Source organism: Nonomuraea mesophila (assembly GCF_004352805.1).
Classification (GTDB): domain Bacteria; phylum Actinomycetota; class Actinomycetes; order Streptosporangiales; family Streptosporangiaceae; genus Nonomuraea; species Nonomuraea longispora.
Genome location: NZ_SMLD01000074.1, coordinates 27,517 through 42,664, shown reverse-complemented (window position 1 = coordinate 42,664; position 15,148 = coordinate 27,517). Strand labels below are relative to the sequence as shown.

Below are 15,148 nucleotides of genomic sequence, written 5' to 3'. Positions count from 1 at the left end.
CGGTGGGAGGCAGTGCGGCGAGGCGTTCGAGCACCTCGTAGTCGTCGCGCCCGTTGCAGGTCTGTGCATACGCCCACAGATCGTCGGGTGTGCCGCGCCGCAGCAGGCAGGCGCGCACCTGCGCCTCGATCTCGTCGCGTTCCCTGCGGATCTCCGGCGACTCCGAGCGCAGCAGCAGCGGGCCGCTGTAGGCACGGGCCAGCGCGGCCGGGTCGCCGGCGGCGAGGTGGCGGCGCAGCTCCAGGAAGTCGGCCTCGACGGGGCAGATCAGCCGGTACGGCTTGGCCGCGATCGCGTTGCCGAACTGGGCGCGCAGCCGGTGGATCTCCGCCCTGATCGTCACGGGGTTGCCGTCGTCGCCGTAGAGCAGGAACGACAGTTGCTCGGCCGTCAGCCCGTGGGGGTGCAGCGCCAGGAGGGCGAGGATCTCGGCGTGCCGGAGTGACAGAGGTTGTTCGCGGTCGCCGAAGGTGGCGGTGGGGGTGCTCGCGCCGAGGAACGCCATGGTCAGGGCCGGCGGCGTGGTGGACGGCGAGGGGCGCAGGAGGAAGCCGTTCGCGAAGGGTTCGATCAGGGCGACGGAGCCGTCTCTGAGGAACATGCGCTGGGCCTGGTTGCCGAGGTGGACGCGTTCGCCGAGGCAGCCTGACGGGTCGCCGGAGATGACGCGGCCGGTGGACGACAGCAGGATGCCGGGCCGCCCGCGCAGCGCCTCATAGCGGCGGCGCAGGCGTTCGTCGCGTTCGTGCATGCGCAGGGCGAGCTGGGACTCGGCCAGTTTGGCCGTGGTGGCGACCAGGGCGACGGTGGCGGGGTGGAGGGTGCGGGCGGTGCCGCTGACGTCGACGCAGCCGATGACCTGGCCGGAGTCGGGGTCGCTGATGGGGGCGGCGCTGCACGACCAGACGTGGAGCACGCGCATGAGGTGCTCTTCGGAGTAGACGTGGGTGGGCCGGCGGATGGCGAGGGCGGTGCCGATGCCGTTGGTGCCGACGTTGTGCTCGGCCCACTGGTGTCCGTCGGCGAGCCCGATCTGGTCGGCGCGGCGGATGATCGCCTGGCCGCCTTCCCGCCACAACACCCGCCCGTTGTCGTCGGTGACGACCATCATGTGGTCGATCTCGTCGGCCAGGCCGGCCAGGGTCTCGATGAGGAGGGGGAGGAGGGGACGCAGCGGGTGGGCCTGGCGGAGGTCCTCGATGCGGGAGGCGTCTAAGACGAAGGGCGCGCTCGTCTTCTCCGGGTGGATGTCGGCTTCGAGGGAGCGACGCCACGACGCCGTGATCAGACGGCGTGGGGACTGCGGCCAGTCCTGGCCGTCCCCCACCGCTTCGTGTGCCCTGCGCAGCGAGCGGGAGTATTCGTCGAGATGGGCGTAACTCATCGGTCACTCCAAGTAGTCAGTTCGACTATCCGTCCTGAGAGCCTTTCACGCAAGCCATTCGTGATGATTGCACAGTGTGATCAAATGAACGCAACGTGTGCGCAACGTTCGGTCCCGTAGCGTTCCTGACCAACGCGCCGGTTCGCCGGCGTGAGGCCGGGTCTCGGCGCTGGAGGGGGGCCTGAGACCCGGCCGGACACTTCCGAAACTCCCCCGAACGCCCGGTGGGGAACACGCCGGGCGAGGAGCGGATCATCCGGGCAGAGGCCCTGGGACGAAACATGGGGACGCCACCAGTACATGACGCCGCCCAAACACCGTAGGCTCGTGGCAGTCAAGAACGCGGAGCCACGAGGAGCGCACGACGGTGAACCCAGGGGATGTCAACCTGCAGCAGCTGCTGGAGCAGGCACAGCTCATGCAGCAGCAGCTTGTGAGCGCCCAGCAGGAGCTCAACGATGCGCAGATCGAGGGCTCAGCAGGCGGCGGCATGGTCACCGCCGTCGTCAACGGCTCGGGCGAGCTGCTCGAGCTCAAGATCGACCCGAGCGTGATCGACGCCGGCGACGCACAGGACACCGCTGACACGATCGCCGACCTGGTGATCGCAGCCGTCCGCGACGCCGTGCGCGCGGCCGCCGACCTGCAGCAGGAGAAACTCGGCCCGCTCGCCCAGGGGTTGGGTGGCGGCGGCCTCGGACAGTTGCCAGGGTTCTAGGCATGTACGAAGGGGTCGTCCAGAACCTGATCGACGAGCTGGGGCTGCTGCCCGGCGTCGGTCCCAAGAGCGCGCAACGGATCGCGTTCCACCTGCTGGCGGCCGATCCAGCCGATGTCAAACGGCTGGCGCACGCGTTGCTGGAGGTCAAGGAGAAGGTGCGGTTCTGCCGCACGTGCGGCAACGTGGCCTCCGAGGAGGAGTGCCGCATCTGCCGTGACGCGCGCCGCGACACCCACGTGATCTGCGTGGTCGAGGAGTCGAAGGACGTCGTGGCGATCGAGAAGACGCGCGAGTTCCGCGGCACCTACCACGTGCTCGGCGGCGCGATCAGCCCGATCGACGGTGTCGGCCCCGACGACCTGCGCATTCGTGAGCTCATGACGCGGCTGGCCGACGGCCGCGTCACCGAGCTCATCCTCGCCACCGACCCCAATCTCGAGGGGGAGGCGACGGCGACCTACCTCGCCCGTCTGGTCAAGCCGATGGGTGTGAAAGTGACACGACTGGCCAGCGGTCTGCCTGTGGGCGGTGACCTCGAATATGCCGACGAGGTCACCTTGGGCCGCGCGTTCGAGGGACGGAGGCTGCTGGATGTCTGACGAGTGGAGCGCGCTGGCGGAAGAGATCTCCGGGCACGCACAAGACTACGTCGACGGGTTGACGAGGGTCGCGGGCGGCGAGGGTGGCGACGCCATATGGTCGTTGCTGCTGGTGGAGGTCGCCCAGGTGAGCCTGGCGGGCGCCAAGCTCGGCGCCAACCGCGACGTGATCCTGGCGGGCAACTACGAGCCGCCGATGAGCGAGGACCCCGACATCGACGGCGTGCGTACGGCGCTGGCCGAGCGGCTGGAGGCGGTCGACGACTACGCCGAGGTGTTCGACCCGTACAAGGACACGGGGGTCACCCCCTACCGGCTGTCCGACGATCTGACGGCGGTCGCCGCCGACCTCATCCACGGGCTGCGCCACTATCACGCCGGCCGGCCGCACGAGGCACTCTGGTGGTGGCAATACTCTTATTTCAACACCTGGGGCAACCACGCGGGTGCCGCCATGCGAGCGCTGCAGGCGCTGGCCGCGCATTCGCGGCTTGACGTGGCCGAGGAGACCACCACGGTTTGAAGATCATCCACAAGGTGGCATGGCCCCTCGGGCTCATGAGACGGCCCCAGTAGACTGGCAGCTCACAGTCCAGACCGGGAGACTTCTTGTGGCCCTCGTTGTACAAAAGTACGGTGGTTCGTCCGTCGCCGACGCGTCCTGCATCAAGCGGGTCGCGCAACGGATCGTCGCGACGAAAAAAGCCGGCAACGACGTGGCCGTGATCGTCTCCGCCATGGGCGACACGACCGACGAGTTGCTCGACCTGGCCGAGCAGGTGTCGCCGCTGCCTCCGGGCCGCGAGCTCGACATGCTGCTGACCTCGGGCGAGCGCATCTCGATGGCCCTGCTGGCGATGGCGATCGCCAACCTCGGCCACGAGGCCCGCTCGTTCACCGGCTCGCAGGCGGGCCTGATCACCAATTCGGTGCACGGCAAGGCGCGCATCATCGACGTGACGCCGAGCCGCATAAGCGAGGCGATCGACGAGGGTTACATCGCGATCGTGGCCGGCTTCCAGGGTGTCTCGCACGACACGAAGGACATCACGACGCTGGGTCGCGGCGGCTCCGACACCACGGCGGTCGCGCTGGCGGCGGCGCTGGAAGCCGACGTGTGCGAGATCTACACCGACGTCGACGGCGTCTACACCGCCGACCCGCGCATCGTGCCCGCGGCGCGGCAGATCCCCAGAATCTCCTACGACGAGATGATGGAGATGGCCGCGTGCGGGACGAAAATCCTGCATTTGCGCTGCGTCGAGTATGCTCGCCGGTTCAACCTGCCGATTCACGTACGCAGCTCGTTCAGCACCAAGGAAGGCACGTGGGTCGTGTCCGACCCTTACACCGAAGGAACCGAGATGGAGCAGCCGATCATCTCCGGCGTCGCGCACGACCGGAGCGAGGCCAAGATCACTGTTGTCGGGGTGCCCGACAAGGTCGGAGAGGCTGCCTCGATCTTCAAAACACTGGCCGACGCCGAGATCAACATCGACATGATCGTGCAGAACGTCTCGGCCGCGGCCACCGGTCGCACCGACATCTCCTTCACGCTGCCCACGGCCGACAGCCAGGCCGCGCTGACGGCGCTGAAGAAGGTCCAGGAGCGGATCGGTTACGAGTCGCTGCTCTTCGACGACCAGATCGGCAAGGTGTCGCTGATCGGAGCGGGCATGCGCTCGCACCCCGGCGTCACGGCGACGTTCTTCGCGGCCCTCGCCGACGCGGGGGTCAACATCGAGATGATCTCCACGTCGGAGATCCGCATCTCTGTCGTGGTCGGGGAGGACGGTGTCGACGCGGCCGTGGGCGCCGCCCACCGTGCCTTCGATCTCGACGCTGACCAGGTCGAAGCCGTGGTGTATGGAGGAACCGGACGATGAGCAGCAGGCCCAACCTGGCCCTGATCGGCGCGACCGGCGCCGTGGGCACCGTGATGCGCGACATCGTGTCGTCGCGTGAGGACATCTGGGGCGAGATCCGTCTCGTCGCCTCTCCCCGTTCGGCGGGCAAGGTCCTGCGCGTGCGCGGCGAGGACGTCGTGGTCCAGGCGCTCGCGCCCGAGGTCTTCGACGGCATCGACGTGGCCATCTTCGACGTGCCCGACGAGGTGTCGGCCGAGTGGGTGCCGATCGCGGCCGCCCGCGGTCCCGTCGTGATCGACAAGTCGGGCACGTTCCGCATGGAGCCCGACGTGCCGCTGGTGGTGCCCGAGGTCAACCCGCTCGACGCCCGCAACCGGCCGCGCAACATCATCTCCACGCCCAACTGCACGACGTTGTCGATGATGGCGGCCATGGGCGCGCTGCACGCCGAGTTCACGCTCTCCGAGCTGGTCGTCGCCTCCTACCAGGCGGTGTCTGGCGCCGGCGTGGCCGGTTCCGCGCGACTCTACGACGAGGTCGAGGCCCTGGCGGGCGACCGCAGCCTCGGTCAGGTGTCGGGTGACGTACGCGGGGTGCTGGCCGACAAGCTGCCCGGCGAGTCGCCGTTCCCGGCGCCGATCGCGTTCAACGTGGTTCCGTGGGCCGGCTCCTACAAGGAGGGCGGCTGGGCCTCCGAGGAGCTCAAGCTCCGCAACGAGTCCCGCAAGATCCTCGGCATTCCGGAGCTCAAGGTCTCCGCGACCTGCGTGCGCGTGCCGGTGGTCACGACCCACTCGCTGGCCGTGCACGCGCGGTTCGAGCGCGAGATCACGGTCGCCGACGCGCACCGGGTGCTGGAGGCGGCGCCGACGGTGGTGCTCATGGACGACCCGGCCGACGGGGTGTTCCCGACGCCGCTCGAAGTGGTGGGCAACGACCCGACCTACGTCGGCCGTGTCCGCCAGGCGGTCGACTTCCCCAACACGCTCGACCTGTTCGTGTGCGGTGACAACCTGCGCAAGGGGGCGGCGCTGAACGCGGCGGAGATCGCCGAACTGGTCGCGTCCGAGAAGTGACCGGATGATGTGGTGTGACGCCGTGGGTGCCGCACGGCGTCCGCCGCAGGCCTTCTCACCGGAAGAGGATGTCCCAGTGGTCGCCTTCGTCGGCGTAGACGGTGCCTGAGCCGTCTCTGTAGAGCCGGGCGCCGTCGCTGCGGACTCCGGCACGGTCGGACGTTTTCTTGATGTGCCGGTCGACGCAGGAGTTGTGCGAGATGTCCAGCTTGTAGCCGTTGCCGTGGCTGTACTGGCCGGGCGCGTGGCCGGTCTCCGTGCCGCCCGTCACCATGATCGGGCAGCCGCTCTCGCGCTTGAACTTGATGATGCCGGCGATGGTCCCCGCCCGTACGGAGTCGAACGAGGTGCAGTGGCGCTGGTGCTTGCTCGTGCAGTTGCCGGTCGACTTCGTACGCAGGCCCGAGGTCCGCAGCCAGCCGGCGGCGGTGGCGTGGGTCAACTGCGCGGCCGCCTGCCGGGGCATCACGCGGTTCAGGTTCACGCGGCCGCGCTTGTGCGCCTTGTGAGCCTTGTGCCGCCTCGTGTGGCGCTTCTTGGCCACCTTGGTGCGTTTTCGCGCCTTGGAGGCCTGTGGGTGGCGTTCCGCGGGCGCCAGGTTCGCCCGCGGCTGGGCCGTCCACGGCTCCACCCGCGTCGTGTCCGGCAGTCGGCCGCCTCCCGTCAGCCACCGCAGGTCTTCCAGCGGCCAGTTCTGCAGGGCCGCAAGATCGTCACGGTTCATCATGAGGTTTTCGTGCGCCGAGGGTCCGGCCGGCAGCGGCCTGGCCTCGGAGGCGCCGGACTGCGTCTCCGCCATGGCCGCCCGCAGCGGTGGCGGGAGGGGATCCTCCCACCCGCCGGGCCCGGCCTCGTTGGGCCCGCTTCCTGACCGCTGCCCATCGGGGTGGGTGGCGGCGGAGGCGGTCGAGGCCAGCGCGATGATGGTGATCTCTATGCCGAGGAGCGCGACTACGATGAGGCGCACTGTTCCACGTATCCACATGTCGATGCCTTTTCGCGGAAATAGCCCTTCCGCCTAGAAACGACAATCCCACCATTCACTGGAGATAACTCATGCCGCGGATGCAACTTTGCCGTGGATCGGCGATCACCGTGCGGCTCCATGACCTAACCAGGTCTCCCGACGTACAGTGACGAACGTGTCCGAAGCCCGAAGCCGTGGATCGGAGAGCACCCGGGAGCTCATCGTCGAGACGGCGTTGCGACTGTTCAGGGAGCGCGGCTTCGACGCGACCACCATGCGCGCCATCGCCGCGGAGGCCGGGGTTTCCGTGGGCAACGCCTACTACTACTTCGAGAGCAAGGAGGCGTTGATCCAGGCGTACTACGACCGCGCCCAGGCCGAGCACGAGGAGGCATGCAGGGCGTTCCTGGAGACCGAGGACACGTTCGCGGCCCGGCTGAGCGGGGTGCTGCGCGAGTGGGTACGCGTCTCCGAGCCCTACCACGAGTTCGCCGTGAAGTTCTTCAAGCACGCGGCCGAGCCGACCAATCCGCTGAGCCCGTTCAGCGAGCAGTCGTCCCCGGCGCGGGAGGCGTCCATCGCGATCTACCGCCAGGTCGTCGAGGGTTCGCGCGACCGCATGAACGCCGAGCTGCGGGAGGAGCTGCCCGAGCTGCTGTGGTTGTTGTCCATGGGGATGGTGCTGTTCTGGGTGCACGACACCTCGCCGGGGTGCGCCCGTACGTACCGGCTGATCGAGGTCACGGTGCCGCTGGTGGACCGCCTGGTCGGGTTGTCGCACCTGCCGGGGCTGCGGGGGATCACGAAGGACTTCATCGCGGCGGTGCACGAACTCCGCGCCTAGCCCCCATACCGAGCGGTTGGTAAGTTGGACGCGTCCAGCGTCCGACCGGGCGTGGCAGTGCTGGAGGCTGTGCATGACGCAGAAGTGGGGCATGACCATTCCCTTCTACGACCGTTCGCTCGCGAGGTCGCAGAAGCTGATCGCGGAGTTGCCCGGGCTCGGCTACACCGACGCGTGGTCGGCCGAGGTGAACGGCGTCGACGGGTTCACGCCGCTGGCCCTGGCCGCGCAGTGGGCGCCGGGCATCAGGCTGGGCAGCGCCATCGTGCCCGTCTCGACGCGCGGCCCCGGACTGCTGGCCATGTCCGCGGCCACGCTGGCCGATCTGGCGCCCGAGCGGTTCGTGCTGGGCATCGGGGCGTCCTCGCCGGCCATCGTCGAGCGGTGGAACGCGGGCACCTTCGACAAGCCGTACGCGCGCACCCGCGACACGCTGCGTTTCCTCAAGAAGGTGCTGGCCGGTGAGAAGGTGACGGAGGCGTACGAGACGTTCGAGATCAAGGGCTTCCGGCTCGAACGTGCTCCCAAGGCGCCGCCGAAGATCGTGCTGGCCGCGCTGCGGCCGGGCATGTTGCGGCTGGCCGCCGCCGAGGCCGACGGCGCCATCACCAACTGGCTCTCCCCGCAGGACGTACGCCGCGTGCGCGCCGAGATCGGCCCCGGCACCGAGCTGATCGCCCGCCTGTTCGTCTGCGTCAGCGAGGACGCCGACCAGGTGCGCGAGATGGCCCGGCGCATGCTGGCCGGCTACCTCACGGTCCCGGTGTACGCCGCCTTCCACGACTGGCTGGGCCGCGGTGAGACGTTGCGCCCGATGCACGAGGCCTGGGCGGCGGGCGACCGGCAGGCCGCGCTGAAGGCCATCCCCGACGAGGTGGTCGACGACCTCATCGTGCACGGCGACGCGGCCACCTGCCGCGCCAGGATCCAGCAGTACGTCGACAACGGGCTCGACACCCCCGTCCTCGCCCCCATCCCCGGCGGCGAGGTCTCCATCGACCAGGCGGTGCGCGACCTGGCTCCCCGGGCTTAGCCTGGCTCCCCGGGCTTAGGAGGCGACGTGGACGACGTACTGAGGCTGGACGCGCTCGGTCAGGCACAGGCGGTCAGGGAGGGAGAGGTCTCGGCGCGCGAGCTGGCCGAGGCCGCGATCGCCCGCATCGAGGCCCGCGACGGCGAGCTGAACGCGGTCGTTCACCGCCGCTTCGAACGCGCGCTGGCCGAGATCGACGCCATCCCGGCGGACGCGCCCTTCCGAGGGGTGCCGATCCTGCTGAAGGATCTGGGCTGGCGGCAGATGGGGGAGCCGTACAGCGCGGGCTCGTCGGTGCGCGACGGCGTGGCGGACGCCCCCGACGGGTACGGCGTCGTCAGCCTGCGCGAGGCCGGGTTCGTCATGCTGGGACGGACCAACACCCCGGAGTTCGGCTCCACGATCACCACGGAGCCGCTGGCGTTCGGGCCGACGCGCAACCCGTACGATCCGGCGTACTCCGCGGGCGGGTCGAGCGGCGGCTCGGCGGCTGCGGTGGCGGCCGGGATGGTGGCGCTGGCCACCGCCAGCGACGGAGGCGGCTCGATCCGCATTCCCGCGTCCATGTGCGGCCTGGTGGGGCTCAAGCCGACGCGCGGCCGGGTCAGCCTGGGGCCGGCGCTGGGCGAGGGGTGGAGCGGGTTCTCGTGCCCGGGGTTCGTCAGCAGGAGCGTACGCGACACGGCGGCGGCGCTCGACGTCGTCTCCGGCATGCGGCCCGGCGACCCGTACGCCGCCCCGACGCTGCCCGGCCCGCTGGCCGCGGAGGTGGGGGCGGATCCCGGGCGGTTGCGGATCGGGTTCCTCGCCACGCATCCGAGGGGCGACGTACCGGAGGCGCCCGAGGTCGCCGAGGCCGTCACCAGGGCGGCGGCGCTGCTGGAGTCGCTCGGCCACGACGTCTCCCCAGGAGGCCCCCAGGCGCTCGCGGACCCTGACTTCCCACAGCACTTCGGCAACATCGTGGCCAACAACCTGGCCGCGCAAGTCGCGAGCCTGGGCGCGGCCCGCGGCAAGCCCGTGGACGTGGAGGAACTGGAGCCGCGTAACGCCGTCATGGTGGGCACGGCCAGGGACCACAGCGCGGCCGACCACATCCTGGCCACGCAGTGGGTCGACGGGTTCCGCCGGCGCATGGCCGCCTGGTGGAGCGCCGGTCACGACCTGCTGCTGATGCCGTCGCTGGGGGTCGCGCCGTTCCCGCTGGGCTGGATCCCGGCCGACGACCTCAGCCTGGGCTTCGGCAGGACCGCGCACGCCGTGGCCTACACCTCGCCGGTCAACGCGACCGGGCAGCCCGCCGTCTCGCTGCCCCTGCACAGAACCGCGGCGGGGCTGCCGGTGGGCGTGCAGCTGGTGGCGGCGGCCGGCCGGGAGGATCTGCTGGTCAGGGTGGCCGCGCAGGTCGAGCGGGCCTGCCCGTTCGAGCATGCGGCGCTGGCCTGATCGTGAGGAACTCGTGGCCGGGGCGACGCGTTATGTCGTGAAGAGCCGGGGGTAGGGGGTTTCTCATGATGGCAAAGGCAGCACGCGCCGCGGCGGCGTGGCGGACCTATCGCGAGGTGACCAAACCCGGGTCGCCCGCGCTGATGACCAGGGTCCGGGCGATCCCGCGGATGATCGGCGCGGTCATGCGCGGCCAGTACGACGGCATGGGCAAGGGCAAGCTGAGCCTGCTCGCGCTCGGCGTGGTCTACATCGTCTCCCCGGTCGACGTGCTGCCCGACTTCCTCATGCTGATCGGCGTCGCCGACGACTTCGGCGTGTTCCTGTGGCTGGTCGCCTCGCTGCTCGGCGAGAGCGGGCGTTACGTCCAGCACGAGCGCAGCGTCATCCAGAGCCGCGTCGAGGGGCCCGTCGAGGGCCTCGAACAGGCCTAGATCTCCTCCATGCGCAGCCAGGCGCGCGACGGCAGCGGGTGACCGAAGAGGCGGGCCGCGTTGCCGTAGGCGACTCGTGCGATGTCGGCGGGCGGCAGCGCGCCCAGGTTGTGCGCCACCGACTTCTGGGTGTCGGGCCAGGTCGAGTCGGAGTGGGGATAGCCGCTCTCCTGGAGTACGTGGTCAAGGCCCACGGCGAGCCGCACCCCCGACAGCGCGTGGTCGTCGCGCGTGCCGAAGAAGAAGTTGCGGCGCAGCACCTCACTCGGCTTGAGCCCGCCCTCCCATGACGCCTCACCGGCGACCGGATGGTCGAGGGCGTAGTCGGCGCGCTCGGCCAGCATCGGCAGCCAGCCGACGCCGCCCTCCACGATGAGGATGCGCAGCGCGGGGAAGCGCAGCGGCAGCCCCGACCAGAGCCAGTCGGCGCAGGCGAACATGGCGCTCGTCGGCATCAGCGTGGTGATCGCTTCGAGGGGCGTGTCGGGGGAGGGCACCGGCGACCAGGAGGCGTCGCCCGTGTGCAGGGCGACGACGGTGCCGGTCTCCTCGCAGGCGGCGAAGAACGGATCCCAGTGGCCGGAGTGGATCGACGGCAGCCGCAGCCTGGTCGGGAACTCCGGGAACACCACGGCCTTGAAGCCCTTGGCGGCGTTGGCGCGGATCTCCTTGGCGGCGACGTCGGGATCGGGCAGCCACGGGAGCTGCAGCCCGATGACCCGCTCCGGGTAGGTGCCGGCCCAGACGTCGATGTGCCACTCGTTCCACGCCTTGACCAGGGCCAGACCGAGCTCCTGGTCGCGGGTCCTGGCGAACGGCATGCCCGACTGGCCGGCCAGCATGCCGGGGAAGCAGAGCGCGGCCCAGATGCCCGCGACGTCCATGTCCTTGATGCGGGCCTCGATGTCGTGGCAACCCGGGCGCATGTTCTCGAACCGGACGGGGTCGAGGGTCCACTGCTCGCGTGGCAGCCCCGCGCCGACGTCGATGCCGGCGCACGGGTAGGTGGCCCCGCCGTAGCGCCAGACCTGGTGACCCGCCTCCGTCTCCACGACCTTGGGCGCGACCTCGGCGTATTTCTCCGGCAACCGGCCATCGAACAGATCGGGAGGCTCGATCAGGTGATCGTCGGCGGAGATGATCACGTAGTCGCGCCGCCTCGGGTCTGGGTCGGGGAGCAGCGGCGTAGTCACGCCAGTAACCGTACGACGAGGGGATAACGTCGAACAAGCTGCGACGTATCCGTTGGGTCTCCGAGATCACCACATCGGGAGCCGACTCGAGTCAAGGCGCTTCAGTCAACAGGTGATCCCGCAGCTCATCGACGGTGTCCTGGGTGAGCTGGAGCACGTGGCCGGTGTACGCCTCGACCGAGCCGTGCCGGCGGGCGAGATCGGTCAGGAAGAGCCGCATGGCCTCCGCGGGGGCCATTCCGAACCCCGGCCACGGGGACGCGCCCGGATGTCTGCTGCTCCAGTCGGCGCGGAACCGGTCGGTCGACAGCCCTGTGAGTGCGTAGTCGGCCACGATGTCGTCCTCGCTGACCCCCGCCAGCGACAGGACCAGCGCGGCGAGCACGCCGGTACGGTCCTTGCCGGCGGCGCAGTGGATGACGACCGGGGCGTTGTCGGCCCGCGCGATGGTCTCCAGCGCGATCCTGAGGTTCGCCACGCCGTCGTCGGTCAGCTCCAGGTAGCGGTCGGCGAGGTAACGCGCGATGCCGAGCTCCTCGTCGTAGGTGGTGGCGGTGTCCCAGCGGCGGCCCTCGATGGGCAGGTTCTGGTAGAGCAGGCCGTCGGTCTCGGGCACGCGGCCGTTCTTCTCGACCTCGAACGCGTGCCGCAGGTCGATGACGCTGCGTACGCCCAGGTCGCGGAAGGTCGTGAGGTCGTCACCGGCCAGCCAGCCGAGGGAGTCGGCCCGGTAAAGCCGCCGCCACCGGACGACGCGCCCATCTTTCGTGGAATATCCGCCTACGTCGCGAAAATTGCAGAGATTGGTGAATGTGATGTGGCGCACCTCACCACCCTAGCGGGGAGACGTCCGAGTTCCCTCAGCGTCGGCTTCCTCAGCGTCGGCCCTCTCGGCTTCCTCCGCGGCGGCCCTGCGCTCGGCCACCTCGCGGCGGATCAACAGGACCCATCCGCCGACGGCGATCCCGATGAACAGCCACCACTGGACCCCGTAGGCCAGGTTGAGGCCGCCACCGGCGCCCACGTCGGGCTCCGGCACCGGCGCGGGCGCCGCGGCCGGCCGCGGCTGCTGCTCGGTCAGCTCCACGTAACCGCCCACCAGCGGGTACGGGAGCCCCTTCCCGATCGTGTCCGCGTTGATCAGCAGCACCTGACCGGGCGGCAGCCCTGAGCGCTCCCGGATGCCGCTGGACTCCTCGGTCTCGCTCGGGCGCAGCCGGCCGGTGACGCTGACCTGCCCCGTGGGAGGCGGCGGCACCTCGGGTGGGGTGTCGGCGGTGGCGCCGGCCTTGACCCAGCCCCTGTTGACGATCACAGCCGTGCCGCGGCCGGTGACGAGCGGGGTCAGGACGTAGTAGCCGGGCCTGCCCTCCTGGGGGCGCCGGCGTACGACCAGGGCGTGAGACGGGTCGTACGTGCCCGCCACCGTCACCTTCCTGAACCGGTCGTCCTCACGGACCGGCCGCCCGGGGGCCGCCAGCCGTTCCAGCGGCACCGGCGGGGCCTCGATGTTGGCGGTGACCCGCTCGCTGTTGGCGGAGCGTTCTTCGAACCGTCCGAACTGCCACCGCCCGAGGAACACGAAGGCGGGGATGACCAGCAGCACCACCACGTGGAGCGCGAGCCACCGAGGCGTCAGAAGGAACCGGTACACGCTCTCAAGACTAGGCGCAAAGAGGGCCGCCACCTGCGTCGGGCCGCTCACGCGCTCCTGAGCTCGGCTCCTTCCCCGGGGACGGGCGTGATCTCGCGCGGGCCGCTCACGTCGTGGCCGTCGGCGCAGCGGAAGTGCTGCTCGACGGGGGCGCCGCAGCCGCGGTGGGTGAGCCGGACGGGCGGCCCGTCGTCGTCGCAGAGGTATTTGTCGCCCCAGTGCATGAGCGCGACCATCAGCGGATAGAGGTCACGGCCCTTGTCGGTGAGCCGGTATTCGTCGCGCTGGCGCTGCCCAGGCTCGCGGTAGGGCTCCTTGCGCAGCAGGCCCTCGTCGACCAGCCGGGCCAGGCGGGCGCTGAGCACCTGGCGAGGGGCTCCGGTGATCGCCTGCATGTCGGCGAAGCGCCGCACGCCGCTGAACGCCTCGCGCAGCACGAGGAAGGTCCACTTCTCCCCGACGATGTCGAGGGTGCGCTCGATCGAGCATCTGTCCGCTCGGAAATCCATGCGAGACGGCACATTCATCTCGCCATTATATCTGAGTTCGATTGACAGACCCAGAGGTGACAGGGCAGGCTGAGTTCGTGAATGGAACCCAGATCCGTCCGGCCTGTCCTGATGACGAGGAGGGGATCAGACGTTTCCTGGCGGGTCTGTCGCTGCACACGCAGACGCTGCGCTTCTTCACGGGCGTCGCCAACCCCGCCGCCGGTCTTGTGCGCACGCTGCTGGCGGTGGACGAGCGCCGCGACGCGCTCGTCGCCACCGCCGAGGGCGGCGAGATCGTCGGCCACGCCATGAGCTATCGGGGCGGGTGCAGCGACGTGGAGATCGCCGTGGTGGTGACCGACCGGTGGCAGGGGTTCGGGCTCGGGCCGCGGCTGGTCGACACGCTGCTGATGCGGGCCGCCGTACGGGGGGCGAGGACCGTGGGGATGGACGTCCTCGGCGAGAACCGGCGGGTGTTGCGGCTCATCCGCAGGTTGTGGCCGGACGCCGAGATGACGGTCGCCTCCGGTGCCGTGGCGGTCACCGCTATGATCGATCGGCACGGGTTATTTGCGGAATAACGTTCTGGTGGCACACCATTGACAGCGTGAAGAGTGTCAAGAACGGACGCGACGGCCGGACCCGCATCATCGAGGGTGCCCTCCGGCGGTTCAGCCAGGACGGCGTCTCCGCCACCACGCTGGCCAGCCTCCGCGAGGAAAGCGGCGTGAGCGTCGGCAGCTTCTACCACCACTTCGCCAGCAAGGAGCATGTCTTCGGCGTGCTGTACGCCGAGATCCTCACGGCCTACCAGAGCGCCTTCCTCGCCGAGCTGGTCAGCCACGAGGAGGCCCGCGACGGCATCGAGGCCGTGGTGGCCTTCCACATGCGCTGGGCGGGCGAGCACCCCGAGCGGGCCAGGCTGCTGGTCAGTGAGCGCCCGCCGCGCAAGCACGAGCCGGGCGGCGCTGAGGTGGCCGAGGAACGTCGCGCGTTCTTCCGCAAGGTCTCCGACTGGTGGCGGCCGCACATGAAGAACGGCCTGCTCCAGCCCGTCCACCCGACCATGTGCTACGTGCTGTGGCTGGGGCCCGCGCAGGAGATGTGCCGCCTGTGGTTCGCGGGCGCCCACACGCCTACCGACGAGGAGATCAGGGGCCTGGGCGAGGCGGCCTGGCAGAGCCTGCGCCAGCGCTCCGGCTGACGGCACGCGCGGCGGCCACCTCGCCGGGTCCGTACGTCGCGGGTGTTCGGGTCATGCCGGTTGGCGGGTCGGTGAGGGCACCCGCCAGCTGTGCCCGCCGAGGGTGATGTCGAGCCGGAGGTCGCCGCGCTGCCTGCGCAGGCCCGGCACACGTACGCGCACCAGCACGTCGAACCTGCCCTGGCGCGGATAGCCGAACCCCAGCTCGCCCGGCAGCACCAGGCCGCCCAGCAT

The 15,148-nt window shown here is 70.0% G+C and carries 18 protein-coding genes; 11 read left to right on the top strand and 7 right to left on the bottom strand.

What is annotated here, in order from left to right:
- A partial coding sequence (locus tag E1295_RS25850; protein ID WP_132633518.1) for a helix-turn-helix domain-containing protein occupies window positions 1-1,384 on the bottom strand: 1,384 nt, incomplete at its 3' end.
- 367 nt (window positions 1,385-1,751) lie between these two features.
- Between E1295_RS25850 and E1295_RS25845 the strand changes: the two genes are divergently transcribed.
- The 5 genes from E1295_RS25845 to E1295_RS25825 all read left to right on the top strand — a co-directional run bounded on the left by E1295_RS25845 (window position 1,752) and on the right by E1295_RS25825 (window position 5,648).
- Window positions 1,752-2,102 (top strand): YbaB/EbfC family nucleoid-associated protein, encoded by a 351-nt coding sequence (locus E1295_RS25845; RefSeq protein WP_171055572.1) that lies wholly within the window; start codon window positions 1,752-1,754, stop codon window positions 2,100-2,102.
- A 2-nt stretch (window positions 2,103-2,104) separates the two neighbouring features.
- A complete protein-coding gene (gene recR / locus E1295_RS25840) occupies window positions 2,105-2,704 on the top strand; it encodes a recombination mediator RecR (protein ID WP_132338813.1) in 600 nt (199 codons plus the stop codon).
- Entirely contained in the window at window positions 2,697-3,227 is a 531-nt protein-coding gene (locus E1295_RS25835; protein ID WP_132338811.1) for a DUF5063 domain-containing protein, read from the top strand. Before recR ends, E1295_RS25835 begins: the two co-directional genes overlap by 8 nt.
- Window positions 3,228-3,315: 88 nt before the next feature.
- Window positions 3,316-4,590: an aspartate kinase gene (locus tag E1295_RS25830; RefSeq protein WP_132633516.1), complete on the top strand. Its 1,275-nt coding sequence runs from the start codon at window positions 3,316-3,318 to the stop codon at window positions 4,588-4,590.
- Entirely contained in the window at window positions 4,587-5,648 is a 1,062-nt protein-coding gene (locus tag E1295_RS25825) for an aspartate-semialdehyde dehydrogenase (RefSeq protein WP_132633514.1), read from the top strand. Before E1295_RS25830 ends, E1295_RS25825 begins: the two co-directional genes overlap by 4 nt.
- Window positions 5,649-5,703: 55 nt before the next feature.
- On the opposite strand, the gene E1295_RS50250 is transcribed toward E1295_RS25825, so the two are convergent.
- Entirely contained in the window at window positions 5,704-6,615 is a 912-nt protein-coding gene (locus E1295_RS50250; RefSeq protein WP_132633512.1) for a hypothetical protein, read from the bottom strand.
- A gap of 175 nt (window positions 6,616-6,790) precedes the next feature.
- Between E1295_RS50250 and E1295_RS25815 the strand changes: the two genes are divergently transcribed.
- From E1295_RS25815 to E1295_RS25800, 4 genes are all read left to right on the top strand, one after another.
- Complete coding sequence (locus E1295_RS25815; RefSeq protein WP_166427412.1) at window positions 6,791-7,459, top strand: TetR/AcrR family transcriptional regulator; 669 nt, start codon at window positions 6,791-6,793, stop codon at window positions 7,457-7,459.
- Window positions 7,460-7,532: 73 nt separating this feature from the next.
- Complete coding sequence (locus E1295_RS25810) at window positions 7,533-8,492, top strand: LLM class F420-dependent oxidoreductase (RefSeq protein ID WP_132633510.1); 960 nt, start codon at window positions 7,533-7,535, stop codon at window positions 8,490-8,492.
- Window positions 8,493-8,519: 27 nt separating this feature from the next.
- Window positions 8,520-9,938 (top strand): amidase, encoded by a 1,419-nt coding sequence (locus tag E1295_RS25805; RefSeq protein ID WP_220448886.1) that lies wholly within the window; start codon window positions 8,520-8,522, stop codon window positions 9,936-9,938.
- Window positions 9,939-10,003: 65 nt separating this feature from the next.
- Entirely contained in the window at window positions 10,004-10,372 is a 369-nt protein-coding gene (locus E1295_RS25800; protein WP_246080350.1) for a YkvA family protein, read from the top strand.
- On the opposite strand, the gene E1295_RS25795 is transcribed toward E1295_RS25800, so the two are convergent.
- The 4 genes from E1295_RS25795 to E1295_RS25780 all read right to left on the bottom strand — a co-directional run bounded on the left by E1295_RS25795 (window position 10,369) and on the right by E1295_RS25780 (window position 13,746).
- On the bottom strand, window positions 10,369-11,565 hold the full coding sequence (locus tag E1295_RS25795) for an amidohydrolase family protein (protein WP_132633508.1): 1,197 nt from the start codon (window positions 11,563-11,565) through the stop codon (window positions 10,369-10,371). The genes E1295_RS25800 and E1295_RS25795 overlap by 4 nt on opposite strands.
- Window positions 11,566-11,656: 91 nt before the next feature.
- Window positions 11,657-12,391 carry a tyrosine-protein phosphatase gene (locus E1295_RS25790; RefSeq protein ID WP_132633506.1) on the bottom strand — a complete coding sequence of 245 codons (735 nt, stop codon included), beginning with the start codon at window positions 12,389-12,391 and terminating at the stop codon, window positions 11,657-11,659.
- A gap of 9 nt (window positions 12,392-12,400) precedes the next feature.
- On the bottom strand, window positions 12,401-13,219 hold the full coding sequence (locus tag E1295_RS25785; RefSeq protein ID WP_132633504.1) for an SURF1 family cytochrome oxidase biogenesis protein: 819 nt from the start codon (window positions 13,217-13,219) through the stop codon (window positions 12,401-12,403).
- Window positions 13,220-13,266: 47 nt separating this feature from the next.
- Complete coding sequence (locus tag E1295_RS25780; protein WP_132633502.1) at window positions 13,267-13,746, bottom strand: winged helix-turn-helix transcriptional regulator; 480 nt, start codon at window positions 13,744-13,746, stop codon at window positions 13,267-13,269.
- A gap of 59 nt (window positions 13,747-13,805) precedes the next feature.
- Here E1295_RS25780 and E1295_RS25775 point away from each other — a divergent pair, with 59 nt between their 5' ends.
- Entirely contained in the window at window positions 13,806-14,291 is a 486-nt protein-coding gene (locus E1295_RS25775) for a GNAT family N-acetyltransferase (RefSeq protein WP_132633500.1), read from the top strand.
- 26 nt (window positions 14,292-14,317) lie between these two features.
- Window positions 14,318-14,914 (top strand): TetR/AcrR family transcriptional regulator, encoded by a 597-nt coding sequence (locus E1295_RS25770; RefSeq protein WP_132633498.1) that lies wholly within the window; start codon window positions 14,318-14,320, stop codon window positions 14,912-14,914.
- 51 nt (window positions 14,915-14,965) lie between these two features.
- Here the strand turns inward: E1295_RS25770 and E1295_RS48965 are convergent, their stop codons facing one another.
- Window positions 14,966-15,148: a hypothetical protein gene (locus tag E1295_RS48965; RefSeq protein WP_166427411.1), complete on the bottom strand. Its 183-nt coding sequence runs from the start codon at window positions 15,146-15,148 to the stop codon at window positions 14,966-14,968.